Below are 15,382 nucleotides of genomic sequence, written 5' to 3' on the forward strand. Positions count from 1 at the left end.
ACCGAAAAACATTTAAATGCTACTTTGGTACTATGTGACATGAACAAAATAGGCAAGAGAATTAGAATTGAGAGAATAATAAATAGGGATAGCGAGAACACCGTAATAGTCCCCATGGACCACGGTGTTTCCATGGGCCCAATTGACGGGCTGAGAGATCTTGCAAAAACTGTCAACGCAGTTGCAGAGGGAGGGGCAAATGCAGTAGTGTTACATAAGGGCGTTGTTGGTTTCGGACACAGGGGTTACGGAAAAGATGTTGGTCTGATCATACACCTCAGCGCTTCAACCTCGCTCTCCCCTGACCCCAATGAGAAGGTACTGGTATGTACTGTAGAGGAGGCTATAAAACTTGGAGCTGATGCTGTTAGCGTACATGTCAACGTTGGTAGCAAAACGGAAGCTTTCCAGCTCAGCAAACTGGGAGAGATTTCGAGAATCGCCGGAGAGTGGGGAATGCCACTTCTCGCAATGATGTACCCAAGAGGGGATGGAATAAATCAGTTCGATGAAAAGGCCGTAAGTCTGGCAGCGAGAGTCGGGGCTGAGCTTGGAGCAGATATCATAAAAACGAACTTTACAGGAGACGTCAAAAGCTTCAAAAAAGTTGTCAGCGGTTGTCCGGTCCCAATAGTTGTTGCCGGTGGGCCGAAAATGGGCAGCAACGAGGAGATACTGACAATGGTCAGACAGGCAATGGATGCGGGAGCCAGAGGGGTGGCCATAGGAAGAAACATATTCCAGTCAGATGATCCAGTAAAGATGACACGGGCTATCTCAATGATCGTCCACGACAACGCTGAGGTAAGGGAGGCTCTCGAATACCTCACTAGCTGATGTATTTTGCAAGATCCTTTATTTTCCTTCTGCAGTAATGACATCTGGCTGTGACTTCTTTATCCTCCATACTGATGTAAAATATTGATTTTACTGGTTCTCTTTCCGCATTTGATATACACATGGGATTTGGACACTTCAAAACACCCTCGACAACTTCAGGAGGAGTAACCTTGAACTTTCTCTCTATTTCGTAGTCCTTAATCAGGTTGATGGTTGCATTCGGAGAGATCAGAGCTATTTTGTTCAACTCGTCGTCACTGATGAACATGCCCTCAACCTTCACGATATCCTTCTTCCCCATTTTGCTGCTCGGCACGTTCATCGCCATTGATACAGTAAGAGAAGTCTCCATATCTATCCCCAGGATCTTCAGTACGAGCAGCGCTTTTCCAGAGTTGATGTGATCGATGACGGTCCCATTCTTTATCTTGCTGATAACCAGCTCTTTCATAGCATCACCTCGCTGAGAATTGCCATTCTGACCGGTACCCCATAGAACGCCTGCTGGAAATATTTCGCATGCCTGGTGGAATCGACCTCGGGGTCAACCTCATCCACTCTGGGGAGGGGATGCATGATTATCATTTCCTCTCTGGCGTTTCTTATTGTATTCAGGGTTATCCTGTAACTTCCCGCCACCTTTCTGTATTCCTCCTCATCGGGAAACCTCTCCTTCTGTATTCTTGTAACATAGACAACATCCACATTACCAATTACTTCGTCAAGCTGTGCCCTCTGTACATTTCCGTCGATCTCCTCAAGCATTTCATCGGGGAGCGCCAGAGCTTCAGGGCTTACCAAGTAAATTTTCGTATCGAAAAGGGTTAGGGCTTTTATCAACGAGTGTATCGTCCTCGAATATTTTAAATCTCCAACGAGTGCTATGGATATACCATCCAGCCTACCGCATTCCTTCTGGATCGTGTAAAGATCGAGAAGTGTCTGGGTCGGGTGCTGTCCTGCTCCATCCCCTGCATTTATCACGGGCACCGAGGAGTTCTCCGCTGCAAACCTTGCCGCCCCTTCCAATGGATGTCTTATCACAATTGCATCGCAGTATCCAGAAACGACTCTTATCGTATCTGCCAGTGTTTCGCCTTTTGCTACGCTGCTCGCCTCCTGGGCAGTCATATTGATGACCTCACCACCCAGCCTTTTCATCGCCACCTCAAAGCTCATTCTTGTTCTTGTTGAAGGTTCGAAGAACAGATTTCCCAGTATCTTACCCTCGAGGATTTTCAGTCTCTTCTCCCCTCTCGCAACATCCTCGAACTCCTCAGCTTTTTTTAAGATATACCTGATATCCTCCCTGTCGAGATCGTTAATAGAAATGAGGTGTCTCATCGTATGAAGTAGGTGTGAGAGAATATATAGGTTATTAATCAACGATGAAAAATCAGGAAATCTGTCTCGGGCAGTAATCCACCCACTGAAACACAAAATTGTGTGACCGAAAATTTAAAATTAAGCTCAGGTTCACTTCTTAAAAAGGAGGTATAGCAAGAAGATGTCGGAGATCTGTCCGGTTTGCGGACTGCCGAAAGACCTTTGTGTTTGCGAAGAGGTTGCAAAGGAGCAGCAGTTTATTATGATCAAGGTTGGCAAGAGGCGATACGGGAAGGAGGTAACTCTCGTCGAGGGTATTGACAGTGGTGAGATCAATCTTGAAGAGCTTGCCAAGTACCTGAAATCGAAGCTTGCATGCGGAGGCACAGTTAAGAACGGTGTAATAGAACTTCAGGGAAACCATGTGAACAGGGTGAAGGAACTTTTAATAAAGAAAGGATTTAATCCAGAGAGGATTAAGACCTAGCCCTGTCTGCATATTCCATAATTTTTCTCATCATTTCTATATCATTCTCCTTTTCTTTCAACCTCAGTTCAAATATCTTCTCCCTGCATGCCATATAGGCATCAAACGCTTTGAGAATTAAATCCTCAGTTCTCCTGTTGAACTCAAATTTTTCACTCACACTCAACCTGAGTCCGTCAGCTATCATGTCCCTGAGTCTGAAAACCAGTCGAATGCTCTCCGAAGGGCTTAAATTGCGGTCAGTGGCAAGAAAACGCATAAGATTGTCGATTGCTTCTTCCACCTTCTCGTCTACGCTCTTCCCCTCATACGCCATCAGGAAACCATCTAAAATACCACCCCCAGCGTCTTCAATGTACTCAACCACTTCAAAAACTGGTTTTACTGAATATCCGGACAGGACCGACTCAATCCAGTTTTTTAAAGTCTTTTCTTTCATCTTCGGATCCATGGTTGGGATAAAGGCCTCATGACATAAGAAGATAACCTTTTAAGTTGCATACAGTAATGGCTGGACATGAGCGAAATCATGGAGATGCTGATAAGGCGTGGGTTTCTATGGCAATCATTCGAGATTTACGGAGGAATGGCGGGATTCATAGATTACGCTCCTCTGGGAAACAACCTGAGAAGAAAAATTGAAAGAATATGGAGAGAATACTTTGTAATAGACGAAAGAGCGGCAGAGATAGACACGCCAACAATCGGAATCGAAGAGGTGTTTATCGCATCAGGTCATGCTTCCTCCTTCACAGATGTGGCAATTGAGTGCAGTGAGTGCGGAAGGGTTTACAGAGCAGACCACTATGTCAAGGAAAAGCTCGGAATAGAGGTTGAAGAAACCGTCGAGGCCGTAAAAGAAGTTATGGAAGTTTACGATCTGAGATGTGAGTGTGGAGGGGCGTTCAGAGAACCGGCACCGATGAATCTGATGTTTTCGACAAAGATCGGACCCGGAAAGGGCAAGAAAGGCTACCTCCGCCCGGAAACTGCTCAGGGAATTTTTATAGACTTCAAAAGACTGGTTGGCTACTTCAGAGACAAGCTTCCGTTTGGCGTCGCCCAGATTGGTAGAGCATACAGAAATGAGATAAGTCCGAGACAGGGAGTAATAAGATTGAGAGAGTTCAACCAGGCTGAACTCGAGTTTTTCGTACACCCTGCAAGAAAGGAGCATCCGAACTTTGAAACTTTCGCTGAAGATGTTGTCAAGCTGGTCGATAAATTCGATAACCTGCATGAGGTCAGCCTGAAGGATGCGGTTGACAGGGGGATAATTGCCAATCAGATTTTGGCTTACTTTATCGGAAAAACGAGGAGATTTCTGCTTGAAATAGGCATACGGGATGAGAAGCTCAGATTCAGACAGCACAAGGATGACGAAAGAGCGCATTATGCAACCGATTGCTGGGATGCAGAGGTGGAAACCAGCTATGGATGGGTGGAGGTCGTTGGAATTGCAGACAGAACTGACTACGATCTCAGGAAGCACTCCATCCACAGCGGGGAAGATCTGACGGTTTTCGTTCCCTATCCTGAGCCGATTAGAGTAAAGAAGAAGAAGGCGGTACCGCTTATGAACAGGATAGGCCCCGCATTCAAAGAAAAGGCGAAAAAGGTTGCAGAAGCCATCTCAGCAGCCGAGATCGATTCGGAAGTGGATGAGATTGAGGTTGAAATCGATGGCGAGAAGATAAGGGTGGGCAGTGAGTTTTTCGAAATTCAGGAAGTAGAAGAAGAAATTTCCGGAGAGAAAATAATCCCGCACGTAATTGAGCCATCATTTGGGCTTGATAGAATCAGCTACGCAGTTCTCGAGCACGCTTTTGACAAGGACGTTGTAGACGGGGAGGAAAGGAGGGTTCTGAGGCTTAGAAGAAAAGTGAGTCCGATCGAGGTTGCGGTTTTACCTCTGCTTTCAAGAAGCCCATTCGAATCAAAAGCCCAGGAAATCGTTAATATGCTGCGTAAAAACGGAATATTCACGGATTACGATGATTCAGGAAGCATAGGTAGAAGATACAGAAGATACGATGAAATAGGCACCCCATTCTGCGTAACGGTGGATCACCAAACCTTTGATGACGGAACGGTAACCATCAGGGACAGAGACACCACCAGACAGGTCAGGGTTAAAGTTGATGACCTTCCCGCAGTTCTGAAGGAGTTGCTGAACAGCGAGAAGGACGTTACGGAATTCGGAGAGGTGTTCAGATAGTGCTCGTCCTATCCGGCGGGACGGGAACTCCGAAACTGATGCAGGGGCTGAAGGAGATCGCTGACTTCTGGACTGTTGTGAACACGGCGGAAGATATCTGGGTTTCCGGAAATAAAGTCTGTCCTGACATCGACTCCGTGATTTACGCCCTTGCAGAGGTTATAGATGAGCAGAAATGGTGGGGTGTAAGGGGGGACACCTTCACCACTCACGAGAGGCTGAAAGAACTGGGATATGACGAGGGGATGAGAATCGGAGATCTGGACAGAGCAACACACATCATGAGGAGCGAGGCGTTAAGGAGTGGAAAAACACTCTGCGAAGCTACAAGGATCGTTGCGAAAGCCTACGGTGTGCCGAATGAAATCTATCCGATGTGCGAGGAGGAGGTATCGACCATCATTGTTACAGATTCCGGAAAACTGCATTTTCAGGAGTTCTGGGTTTTAAAAAGGGGAGAACCGGAAGTCAAGGATGTTGTATTTGCGGGTATAGAAAGGGCAAGAATACCGGATGATGTGAAGAAAAAATTGGAGAAGGAAGATGAAGTGCTGATAGGCCCGAGCAATCCCATAACGAGTATCATGCCAATTTTGATGGTTGAGGACTTTGCAGAGAGGCTTAAAGACAAGAAGGTTATTGCTGTATCGCCCATCGTAGGAGACAAACCTTTCAGCGGGCCAGCCGGAAAACTGATGAGGGCCAAAGGATTTGAGGTCTCTCCCATCGGTGTTTTTGACGTCTACAGGGACTTTCTGGATATTCTCGTTGTTGACATCAGTGATGCGGATCTGGAATCTGAAAACATTGCTGCCACCAGTACGTTCATGAAAAGCAAGGAAGATGCCGTAAGGCTTGCTGAGTTTATAGTGAAGCTTTTTGATCGGATATGATAAACGTCGCTGAGATTAAGAAATTCCTGAAGAGGATGAGATATCCCAGACACTGCATCCACTGCGAGGGGATAGACGAGAAAGTTGACGATCCGGTTCATCATCCCAGCTACGAAATAACCCCATCCTGCAACCTGGACTGCATTTTCTGCTACTCAAAAGTGGCGGAAATGAAGGGCAAGGCTCCCAAACCCGGATACTACGGATCGCTGAATCCAAAGGCGATAACGATCTCACAGTACGGCGAGCCGTTTGTTGCGGGTAATGACAGGGTTGTGGAGATCATCAGGAAGCTCAGAGATAGATTCGGGGAAGTGAGGATTGATATCCAGACCAACGGAACACTGATTGATCCTGAAAAAGTCTGCAGTGAGGCCGATATCGTTATGATCAGCCTTGATGCCGGAAGCAGGAGAGGTTACGCAGAAATTACGGGCAGAGACCTGTTTGACAGAGTTGTGAAGAACATCGAAAGGTGCAGTGAGCTGACATACACGGTTGTCAGAACTGTTTTCATGCCGGGACTGAACGATTCGGAGCTCAGTAAGATTGCGGAGATTGCGGTTGATGAGTTGTTTCTACAGCCCGTATCTATATACAGAGAGAACAAAAAGCTGGTTGAAAGAATTGATCTGTCAAGAGCCGAAAGTATTGGTGAATTCCTCATTGCAGCATATGGCATTTCGAAAATTGCAGACGTGAGGATTCCGGGATGCCTGCTTCTGAACATCAAAAATTTTCTCATTGAATACGACATCGGAGATCTGATGCTCGTGAAAAGAGATGCCTTCGGAACTGTACCAATAATGCAGAGGAAGTGGAGATTCGAACTTTAGAAACCTATTTTTTCCCGCACTCCAACAAAACCATCATGAGATTTGCGGCTATAAGCGATACCCATGACAACCTTTCCGCCGTAAGGGAGCTTCTGGATACTCTGAAGAAGGAGAAACTTGATTTCATAGTTCATGCAGGGGACATAATTTCGCCCTTCACCATGAAAGAGTTTGAGGTTCTCGGACTGAAGCTGTACTTCTCCTTCGGCAACAATGACGGAGAGAGGAAAATCCTTACCCAGATAGCGGAGAAAAATGGCTGGGAAATCGGGGAGATAGCTGAATTTCCGGGTGGGGTGATTTACCATGGAACAGACAGGAGAATTCTGAGCATTCTCAAAAAAACCGGGCAGCTTGTGGTTACCGGTCACACCCACAAGCCATCAATAGAAAAGGGCGAAAGTGTTGTACTGAATCCGGGCGAGGTGTGTGGATATCTCACGGGAAAAAAGACGTTTGCCATTGTTGAAGACGGTGAGATAGCTCTGATGGATTTGTAAAAAACTCAAAAACCTTAATTAAACCCCGCTCAAATCGAAAGTATGGGTGTGCTGAGAGTCGTAAATCTGGGTGTCGAGATAGATGAAAGAAGAATACTCAGGAACGTTAATCTCTACATCAAACCGGGGGAAACTTTTGTTCTATTCGGGCCGAATGGCTCCGGTAAATCGACACTGCTCAATGCCATAATAGGAAACCCCTCATACAGGGTCGTTAGTGGGAGAATAATGTTCAAAAAGATAGATGTCACAAATTTACCGACAAATGAGAGAGTTAAGCTCGGGATGGGGATTGCCTTCCAGACGCCTCCTAAAATAAGCGGGGTAAAGCTCATAGACGTGCTGAGATACTGCGCCAAAATTGGGGGCTACACGGAGGACAGGATTGAAGAGTTTGCAGAGAGGATGAGGATGACTGACCACCTCTACAGAGAGATAAACGTCGGATTTTCGGGTGGAGAGGTCAAGAGATCCGAACTGCTGCAATTGATGCTCATGAACCCTGACCTGATTCTACTCGATGAGCCGGACAGCGGCGTTGACCTGGAAAACGTTGCCCTGATCGGTGAAGCCATCAATGAGCTTCTGGAGAGAGACAAAAACGATGATGAAAGGGAAAAATCCGGAATCATAATCACACATCAGGGACATATTCTCGATTATGTAGATGCTGATTACGCAGCAATACTGTACAAGGGCCAGATTGCCTGTATTGGTGAGCCCGAGGATATTCTCCATCAGATAAGGAGTAACGGTTACGAGGGGTGTTTGGCAAAATGTCTGAAAAATATGAGGAACTCGGAATAGATGAGGAAAGGCTGAAAGAGGTCGGAATCGAGCTGGACAAGTCCAAAAGGTCGGGCACCTTTATCCAGGAAGACCAGGAGGCAAGAACCTTCGCATCCTTCTTTGAGGGTGTGGAAGTAATGAGTATCAGAGAGGCAATGAAAAAGTACGACTGGGTTAAGAACTACTTTTGGAAGCTCCTCAGAAGGGATCAGGACGAATTCACAATGGAAGCTGATAGTGAGGACGTAAACGGCTACTTCATAAGAGCGCTTCCAGATGCAAAGGTGGAGATACCCGTTGAAGCATGTCTCTATCTAAAAAAGGCTGAAAAACAGAGAGTGCACAATATTGTCATAGCGGAAGAGAATTCCGAGCTGAATATCATATCGGGCTGCACATCTCACCCAGGAGTTGCAGGAATGCATATTGGTCTCTCAGAGTTCTTTGTTAAAAAGAACGCAAAACTGTCATTTACGATGATACATAGCTGGGAGCCGGGTGTTGAGGTAAGACCCAGAACCGCCATCCACATCGAGGAGGGAGGGACATTCATAAGCAACTATATCCTTCTGAACCCTGTAAAGCTCGTTCAGACGTATCCTACCGCCTATGTGGAGAAAGACGCTCGAGTGATTTTTAACAGCGTTCTGGTTGCTCTGGAAGGAAGCACAATTGATTCCGGAGCAAGAGCTGTGCTCAGAGGTGAGAACAGCAGTGCAGAGATAATATCAAGAACCATAAGCAAAGGTGGGAAGGTTATTGCCAGAGGGCATATTATGGGAGATGCGCCAGAGGTAAAGGGACATCTGGAGTGCAAGGGTCTGATGCTCTCGGAAAACGGATCGATTCTTGCCATTCCAGAACTGGAGGCCAGATATCCAAATGTAGAGCTCAGTCATGAAGCTGCAATTGGAAAAATAGCTGAAGAGGAGATTTTCTACCTGATGTCCCGCGGTCTGAGCAGAGACGAAGCCACATCGGCAATAGTCAGAGGTTTTATGGAGATAGAAATAAAGGGTCTGCCTGAGCCCCTTAAAGAGGCCATAGACAGGACGATAGAGATGGCCGAAAAAGACCTGCTCTAGTCAGAGAGTACAGCCCTCATCATCGCATGGCTCAGATTCTGCCAGATTCATCACCAGCAATTTTTTTGGTATAAACTTGTTTAAAGATGTTTTGCTGAACATCCAAGATGGGTAAGCGAAGATTGTCTGACCACGATATCCAAGGTAAAGGAGAGGTTTGGCAGGAAGAGTGGGGGGATCGCTTCCGTGGAACATTGTCGGTGAAAAGTTGTCGTAACCCATGTAATGAAGCCCTACAGATTCCTGAGTTGTAAGTTTGATGACCTAATCGAACCTGACATGCTGATCACTCTCGTTAACGATGGACTGCACCGCTGATATCTTTTCATGATTGGTTAAACGTTGCTAAACATGACTAAACCACAACAGATTCTATAAACGAATGCAGAATAAATCAAAAAATAGGATTGCAAAGTCCGAACTCCATAGCCCCGCGGGGATTCGAACCCCGGTCGCGGGCTCCAAAGGCCCGCATGATTGACCACTACACCACGGGGCTTCTTCAATTTCTCCGCACTCAGAGTAATAACTATTTCGATTAAAGGTAATCTCCAAGAGTTTGCTGCTTTAAGTTGGAAATAGTTTTCCATCGCTTTCTTACGCAACCCGGAATTGTGCCCCGCCTTATACACTCTTTTAAAAACTCTCTGGTTCTGGGATCGCTGGCATAACCGCTCCCAAAATCTCCAAAAGCCTCTTTCAATTTCTCTATCTCCTCTTCTCTTGCTACCTTCGCAACAATCGAAGCTGCTGCAACAAGAGGGTATTTCTCATCCGCCTTATGCTCGGCAATAACCTTAACCCCACAGAGCTCTTCAAGTTCCCTGGAAAGTCTCTCCGGAATAACATCCGGACTGTCAACATAAGCGATTTCTGGCTCAAGCCTTCTGATGATTGAAGCATAGCTGTCTTTTAAAATTTCATTTATCGTTTTCTGAGACATTTGTCTATCAAGGGTTTCGGCCTCTATTTTTAAAACCTCTACCCTCGCAATTTCACGTATTTTCTCCGCCAGCTCTATTCTCCTGCCATGGCTCAACTTCTTTGAATCTCTGACCCCCATCTCCAGCAACTGCGATTCACACTCACACGCAACTCCAGCCACCACCATGGGGCCAATGACACAGCCCTTACCAGCCTCATCTATTCCGGCCTTCATCAGAAACCCAGTTTCAGACCTTTTATCGGCAGCTTGTTCTTCTTCAATTTCTTCATCAGATTCTTCATGGTCTTGTAGTAAGTAAGAAGCTCCTTCACCTCCTGGGGAGACGTGCCACTTCCGATTGCTATTCTCCTTATCCTTGAAGAGTCTATTATTTTTGGATTGAGCAGCTCTTCCTCAGTCATCGAGTCCATAATTATTCTGAACCTTTTCATCTTGTCCTGCGTCATCTCCATCACATCATCACTGACCTTCATCCCAAATCCAAAGGGCAGCATCTCAAAGATTTTCCTGACAGGGCCCATCTTATTCATAGCCTCAATCTGCTTGTAAATGTCTTTCAGCGTAAACGTGCCCTTAAGGAATGCCTCTGGATCGAGTTCTTCCTCTCTGGCAATCTTTTCTATCTTCTCCATCAAAGCCCTGATATCCCCCATTCCGAGCAATCTTGATACGAACCCGGCAGGATCAAACCTTTCAAAGTCCTCCACTTTCTCTCCGGTACCGATAAAAGCAATGGGAATGCCAATCTGCCTCGCTGCAGACAAAGCCCCACCACCTTTTGCTGTACCATCAAATTTTGTGATGATGATTCCATCTATCCCCACAGCCTCGTGGAAGGCTTCTGCCTGTTTACTTGCAAGCTGTCCAATTGCCGCATCGAGAACCAGGAACTTATAATCCGGATTAACAACTTTGGCTATATCAACCATCTCTTTGATCAGCTCATCCTCAAGTGCATGTCTGCCTGCGGTATCTATTATTATCATATCACTGTCTCCAAGCACTTTGAGTGCGTTTTTAACAATTTTAACAGCATCCTTCTCTCCCTTTTCACCGTAAAAGGTGATCCCATAATTCTCGGCAAGCTGTTTCAACTGCTCGTAAGCTGCAGGTCTCCAGGTGTCGGCAGCTACCACTGCCGTTTTCATCCCCTTGTCCTTGAAATACTTGGCAAGCTTGGCCGTGGTGGTAGTTTTACCGCTGCCCTGAAGGCCTACAAGCATGATTTTGGATTTTTTAAGCGGTATCTCAAGTCCTTCCCCAACACCCTTGAGTAGCTCTTCGTAAACTATTTTCAGGATTTGTTCTTTTGCGTTGAGAGCCGGAAGTACATCTTCACTCAAAGCCCTCTTCTTTATAGCATCACTGATTTCCTTAACCTGCCTGACATTCACATCAGCCTTAATAAGAGCTCTCTGAATCTCCTTCACCATCTCCTCAACAAATTTCTTATCTATGCTTGAAGAACCGGCTATTTTCCTTGCCACTTCTTTCAGCGATTCTAGAGCCATTGTAATAGAAAATGACATTTGGTATTAAAAGGTTGGCGATAAGATTTTATTATCGCTGAACCGATATTATTTGATGCTCTTCAGAGAGTTTGCAGAATTTTGCGAAAAGCTGGAGAAAATTTCCTCAACACTCGAACTCACAGCGAGGATTGCGGCATATCTTCAGGAGATAAATGATGACAAAGATCTCTACGATACCGTTCTGTTCATCACAGGTAAGATCTATCCGCCCTGGGATGAGCGGGAGCTCGGGGTTGGTGTCGGACTGATCTACGAGGCTCTCGAGAACGTGAGCAGTGTCAAAAAATCACAAATTGAGGCCATGATCAGGGAACTTGGAGATCTGGGGCTGGCAGCCGAGGAGCTGATAAAGAGGAAAAAGATGGCTACACTGGCATTTGAAGAGCTTACGATCAGAAAGGTTAGGGATACTTTTGATCAGATATCATCTCTTACCGGAGAAGGGAGCAGAAAGAGAAAAATTATGCTCCTCACAGGGCTCTACGGACTCACAACACCCCTTGAGGCGCGATATCTAACAAGGCTGATTCTCAACGAAATGCGTCTCGGAGTGGGCGAGGGAATAATGCGGGATGCAATAGCAAGGGCTTTTGGCGTCAATCCGGAAACGGTGGAGAGAGCATATATGATAACCAACGATCTCGGTAAAGTGGCTGTTGTCGCCAGAACAGAGGGCGAAAAAGGGCTGAAAAATCTGAATGTCGAACTTCATGTTCCCGTCAGGATGATGCTCGCACAAGTTGCGGAAAATTTCGAACAGGCGATAGGTGAGATGGGGTCTGCTGCGGTGGAGTGGAAATTTGATGGGAGCAGGGTGCAGGTTCACTGGGATGGAAAGAAGGTGACGATTTACTCCAGAAGACTTGAAAACGTAACGAGGGCATTGCCAGAGATAGTTGAAGAGGTCAAAAAAAGTATCCGGCCAAACGTAATCCTGGATGGTGAGGTAATAGCCGTGAAGGATGGTAGACCGATGCCTTTCCAGCACGTGTTGAGAAGATTCAGAAGAAAACACGATGTTTCAAAGATGGTGGAGAAAATTCCACTGGAAGTTCACTTTTTCGATATCCTCTATCACAATGGCGAAAAAATAGATTTGCCGCTGTCTGAGAGAAGGAAAATCCTCGAGTCCGTCATCAGCGAAACGGGCAGAATAAAAATTGCAGTGCAAACGGTCACAAAAAGTGTCGAAAAGGTCAAGGAAATTTACCGGCGTGCCATCGAAGCGGGACACGAAGGGGTGATGATTAAAAACCCCTCATCGCCATACATTCCGGGAAAAAGGGGTAAGAACTGGCTCAAGCTTAAAGCCTTAATGGAGACTCTCGATCTGGTGGTTGTTGGGGGAGAGTGGGGAGAGGGCAAGAGGAGTCACTGGCTAAGCTCATTCGAACTTGCCTGTTTTGACACAACAACGGGAGAACTGCTCAAAGTTGGAAAGGTCGCAACCGGATTTACAGAAGAAGACCTCGAAGAACTTACCGAGCTCTTCAAACCTCTTATTGTATCACAAGAAGGTAAGAAGGTGGAGTTCATCCCCAAATACGTTTTTGAAGTCGCATATCAGGAGATTCAAAAGAGTCCCAAGTACGAAAGTGGCTACGCTCTCAGGTTTCCCAGGTTCATCAGGCTGCGAGACGACAAAGACGTTGATGAGGCAGACACGATTGAGAGGGTGGAGAACCTTTATAAAATGCAGTTCGAACAGAGGGAGCAATGAGAAGGGTCATACTCACTACGACACTTGCGTTAGGTATTGTGTTTATAATTTCAGCTATTGTGGGGTATCATGAGGCCCAGTACAACCCACAGCTCGGCGAGGGGCTGAAAAAATTCTTTGAAGGTTTCAGAGGGTTCATGGAAAATCCCGTACTGCTCATGCTGATAATTTTCGCAAACAACGCTGGAAAAAGCCTTGTTGCCATGCTAGCCGGATTTTTCTTCGGGATATTTCCCGTTCTGTTTGTCATCCTCAACGGATACATCGTCGGTGTGGTCGTTTCCGTGAAGTCACCCGAATGGGGAATTTACAAAGTAATTGCCGCAATTCTGCCTCACGGAATTCTCGAAATTCCTGCGATCATCATCTCCTGTGCCTATGGAGTCTGGCTGGGATACAGATTCTACAGAGCGCTTTTCAACGGGGAGGAGTTTAAGAAATACGTGGTGTATGCAATAAAAGTTTACCTGCGATTCATTGTCCCGGTTCTTTTTATCGCTGCTGTTGTTGAAGCTTTTATAACGCCACTTGTTGTTTCAGTTCTATGAAGGTGATAGTATGCAGCAAAAAAGACACGGCCAGTCAGAATATTAAGAACATACTCCTCAGTCTGGAGAGCTTCGATGAGAAGAATACCGGAGAGTATAAACTGTACATAGCAGAAGATTTTGCCATTGCAGAAATTGAAGAGAGACTCATTTACGCAGATTTTGTTGACTTGAAGCTATCAAAGCATCTGAAGGTTGACGAGCTCCTCTTTGCATCGAGACACAGCAGCAAGGACGGTCGTAAGATCTTCACTGTCCACGTTTCCGGTAATATTGGTACGGCGGATTTTGGAGGAAAACCCTACAGCCTTGCGAAGCCATCTCCATTCACCATGAAAAACTACACCCTGTCTTTAAAGGAGAAACTCCCCAGAAAACCAGAATTCACATTTACACTCGAGGTGACACATCACGGGCCATCGGAGATCTCAACTCCCTCTGCATTCTACGAGATTGGTTCAACTGAAGAGGAATGGAAAGACGAGGAGGCTGCGTCAATAGTGGCAGAGTCACTGCTTGATGCTTTGAAGGATAAAAGGAAAGGATGGAAGGTGGCTGTTGGAGTGGGAGGAACTCACTACGCACCAAGGCAGACAGAAATTATGCTCAATACCGTGTTCACCTTTGGCCACAACTTTGCAAAGTACACCTTCGAGCAACTGACCGCCGAGTTTCTTGCAAATGCCATCAAAATAAGCGAAGCAGAATTCATAGTTTACGACGAGAAATCAGTAACTTCCAGCGTGAAAAACATGGTATTTGCCGTTGCCGACACTCTGGGAATTGACGTTCTGAAGAGCAAAAAAGTGAAAAAGGACTATGCTCTCAGCCCTTCGTAGGGAGCAGCGAGGATAGCCATCCAACATAATCTGCCACGGATCTCGTCTGGATCCACACCCTTCCGCTCCCGCTAAAATCCACAACCAAACCCTCTCCACTCAGCAGCGTTGCCTTCAAACCACCAGCCTTCGTAACCCTGAAGCTGAGCGAATCCTCAAAAGCCACAATGTGTCCCGTATCAACCCTGAGGGTTCCATCAACCTCTATCTCCTCAATACTGCCAAAGGAAGACAAAAAGAGGTCTCCACTCCCTTCAAGCTTCAGCAGGAAAATACCCTCACCAGAGAAAAACGTTTTTGCTCCTCCCCATTTGGTATCAATACTTACATCAGGACTAGAAGCCAGAAAAGCGCCACTCTGGGCAAAGATTCTGCCATTCAGAGAAAGATGTACGATGTCTCCCTGATACGGAGGTGCCAGACCAATCAGTCCATCTCCTTTAGAGACAAATCTGTTCAGGAACAGAGATTCGCCACCAAGAAGGGATCGTTTCAAACCTCCAAGCAAACCCCCTTTCATCTCCGTCTTTAACTCCACGTTTTTCATGTAAACCATCGCACCAGTCTCCGCTACAACCTCCTCACCGTTTTTGAGCTTCAGCTCCACCAAGCTGTAACTCGGTCTACCAACAATTCTGTACTCCATAAACCCAACCGGATTGAAAATTTTTAAATGTGTCTGTTTGTACTCACACCTATGCTACTCGAACACGAATCCAAAGAACTCCTGGAAAAATACGGGATAAAAACCGCAAGATGCATTTTCGCTCAATCAGAGGATGAGGCAATTGCCGCTGCGAGGAAGATCGGATTTCCCGTTGTG

General features: G+C 46.1%; 18 protein-coding genes and 1 tRNA gene. 12 read left to right on the forward strand and 7 right to left on the reverse strand.

Translation table 11 applies throughout. The features are described from left to right. The first annotated feature begins 39 nt into the window (after positions 1–39). On the forward strand, positions 40–837 hold the full coding sequence (locus JFQ59_RS09730) for a 2-amino-3,7-dideoxy-D-threo-hept-6-ulosonate synthase (RefSeq protein WP_202320233.1): 798 nt from the start codon (positions 40–42) through the stop codon (positions 835–837). On the opposite strand, the gene pyrI is transcribed toward JFQ59_RS09730, so the two are convergent. Both pyrI and pyrB read right to left on the reverse strand, forming a co-directional pair. Continuing rightward, positions 830–1,291, reverse strand: coding sequence for an aspartate carbamoyltransferase regulatory subunit (gene pyrI / locus JFQ59_RS09735; RefSeq protein WP_202320234.1), 462 nt, complete (start codon positions 1,289–1,291; stop codon positions 830–832). The genes JFQ59_RS09730 and pyrI overlap by 8 nt on opposite strands. Next, complete coding sequence (gene pyrB, locus JFQ59_RS09740; RefSeq protein WP_202320235.1) at positions 1,288–2,184, reverse strand: aspartate carbamoyltransferase; 897 nt, start codon at positions 2,182–2,184, stop codon at positions 1,288–1,290. Before pyrB ends, pyrI begins: the two co-directional genes overlap by 4 nt. A 163-nt stretch (positions 2,185–2,347) precedes the next feature. Between pyrB and yciH the strand changes: the two genes are divergently transcribed. Beyond that, positions 2,348–2,653, forward strand: coding sequence for a stress response translation initiation inhibitor YciH (gene yciH / locus JFQ59_RS09745; RefSeq protein WP_202320236.1), 306 nt, complete (start codon positions 2,348–2,350; stop codon positions 2,651–2,653). Here the strand turns inward: yciH and JFQ59_RS09750 are convergent. Then, positions 2,643–3,104: a hypothetical protein gene (locus JFQ59_RS09750; RefSeq protein ID WP_202320237.1), complete on the reverse strand. Its 462-nt coding sequence runs from the start codon at positions 3,102–3,104 to the stop codon at positions 2,643–2,645. The two genes, yciH and JFQ59_RS09750, sit on opposite strands and share 11 nt — an antisense overlap. A gap of 66 nt (positions 3,105–3,170) precedes the next feature. Between JFQ59_RS09750 and glyS the strand changes: the two genes are divergently transcribed. The 6 genes from glyS to JFQ59_RS09780 are packed head-to-tail and all read left to right on the forward strand — an operon-like array spanning position 3,171 to position 8,974. Further along, positions 3,171–4,871, forward strand: coding sequence for a glycine--tRNA ligase (glyS, locus tag JFQ59_RS09755; protein WP_202320238.1), 1,701 nt, complete (start codon positions 3,171–3,173; stop codon positions 4,869–4,871). Further along, a complete protein-coding gene (cofD, locus tag JFQ59_RS09760) occupies positions 4,871–5,764 on the forward strand; it encodes a 2-phospho-L-lactate transferase (RefSeq protein ID WP_202320239.1) in 894 nt (297 codons plus the stop codon). Before glyS ends, cofD begins: the two co-directional genes overlap by 1 nt. Further along, the gene (locus tag JFQ59_RS09765) at positions 5,761–6,600 is read left to right on the forward strand and encodes a radical SAM protein (RefSeq protein WP_202320240.1); all 840 of its coding nucleotides are present in this window, start codon (positions 5,761–5,763) and stop codon (positions 6,598–6,600) included. The genes cofD and JFQ59_RS09765 overlap by 4 nt, the downstream gene beginning before the upstream one ends. Before the next feature lie 35 nt (positions 6,601–6,635). Then, on the forward strand, positions 6,636–7,100 hold the full coding sequence (locus JFQ59_RS09770) for a YfcE family phosphodiesterase (protein WP_202320241.1): 465 nt from the start codon (positions 6,636–6,638) through the stop codon (positions 7,098–7,100). 42 nt (positions 7,101–7,142) lie between these two features. After that, positions 7,143–7,907, forward strand: coding sequence for an ABC transporter ATP-binding protein (locus JFQ59_RS09775; RefSeq protein WP_202320242.1), 765 nt, complete (start codon positions 7,143–7,145; stop codon positions 7,905–7,907). Continuing rightward, entirely contained in the window at positions 7,877–8,974 is a 1,098-nt protein-coding gene (locus JFQ59_RS09780) for a SufB/SufD family protein (RefSeq protein ID WP_202320243.1), read from the forward strand. Before JFQ59_RS09775 ends, JFQ59_RS09780 begins: the two co-directional genes overlap by 31 nt. 426 nt (positions 8,975–9,400) lie before the next feature. Here the strand turns inward: JFQ59_RS09780 and JFQ59_RS09785 are convergent. The 3 genes from JFQ59_RS09785 to JFQ59_RS09795 all read right to left on the reverse strand — a co-directional run bounded on the left by JFQ59_RS09785 (position 9,401) and on the right by JFQ59_RS09795 (position 11,431). Beyond that, positions 9,401–9,473 (reverse strand) — tRNA-Gln (locus JFQ59_RS09785). A 39-nt stretch (positions 9,474–9,512) separates the two neighbouring features. Next, positions 9,513–10,133 (reverse strand): ribonuclease HII, encoded by a 621-nt coding sequence (gene rnhB / locus JFQ59_RS09790; RefSeq protein ID WP_202320244.1) that lies wholly within the window; start codon positions 10,131–10,133, stop codon positions 9,513–9,515. Then, positions 10,133–11,431 carry a signal recognition particle protein Srp54 gene (locus tag JFQ59_RS09795; protein ID WP_202320245.1) on the reverse strand — a complete coding sequence of 433 codons (1,299 nt, stop codon included), beginning with the start codon at positions 11,429–11,431 and terminating at the stop codon, positions 10,133–10,135. Before JFQ59_RS09795 ends, rnhB begins: the two co-directional genes overlap by 1 nt. 73 nt (positions 11,432–11,504) lie before the next feature. Between JFQ59_RS09795 and JFQ59_RS09800 the strand changes: the two genes are divergently transcribed. The 3 genes from JFQ59_RS09800 to JFQ59_RS09810 are packed head-to-tail and all read left to right on the forward strand — an operon-like array spanning position 11,505 to position 14,559. Continuing rightward, positions 11,505–13,172, forward strand: coding sequence for an ATP-dependent DNA ligase (locus tag JFQ59_RS09800; RefSeq protein ID WP_202320246.1), 1,668 nt, complete (start codon positions 11,505–11,507; stop codon positions 13,170–13,172). After that, a complete protein-coding gene (locus JFQ59_RS09805) occupies positions 13,169–13,720 on the forward strand; it encodes a stage II sporulation protein M (protein WP_202320247.1) in 552 nt (183 codons plus the stop codon). The genes JFQ59_RS09800 and JFQ59_RS09805 overlap by 4 nt, the downstream gene beginning before the upstream one ends. Then, positions 13,717–14,559 (forward strand): D-aminoacyl-tRNA deacylase, encoded by an 843-nt coding sequence (locus JFQ59_RS09810; RefSeq protein WP_202320248.1) that lies wholly within the window; start codon positions 13,717–13,719, stop codon positions 14,557–14,559. The genes JFQ59_RS09805 and JFQ59_RS09810 overlap by 4 nt, the downstream gene beginning before the upstream one ends. On the opposite strand, the gene JFQ59_RS09815 is transcribed toward JFQ59_RS09810, so the two are convergent. Then, positions 14,546–15,205 (reverse strand): TIGR00266 family protein, encoded by a 660-nt coding sequence (locus tag JFQ59_RS09815; RefSeq protein WP_202320249.1) that lies wholly within the window; start codon positions 15,203–15,205, stop codon positions 14,546–14,548. The two genes, JFQ59_RS09810 and JFQ59_RS09815, sit on opposite strands and share 14 nt — an antisense overlap. Before the next feature lie 51 nt (positions 15,206–15,256). Here JFQ59_RS09815 and JFQ59_RS09820 point away from each other — a divergent pair. After that, positions 15,257–15,382: acetate--CoA ligase family protein (locus JFQ59_RS09820; RefSeq protein ID WP_202320250.1), on the forward strand; the 126-nt coding region annotated here is incomplete at its 3' end.

This window comes from Archaeoglobus neptunius, assembly GCF_016757965.1.
Classification (GTDB): domain Archaea; phylum Halobacteriota; class Archaeoglobi; order Archaeoglobales; family Archaeoglobaceae; genus Archaeoglobus; species Archaeoglobus neptunius.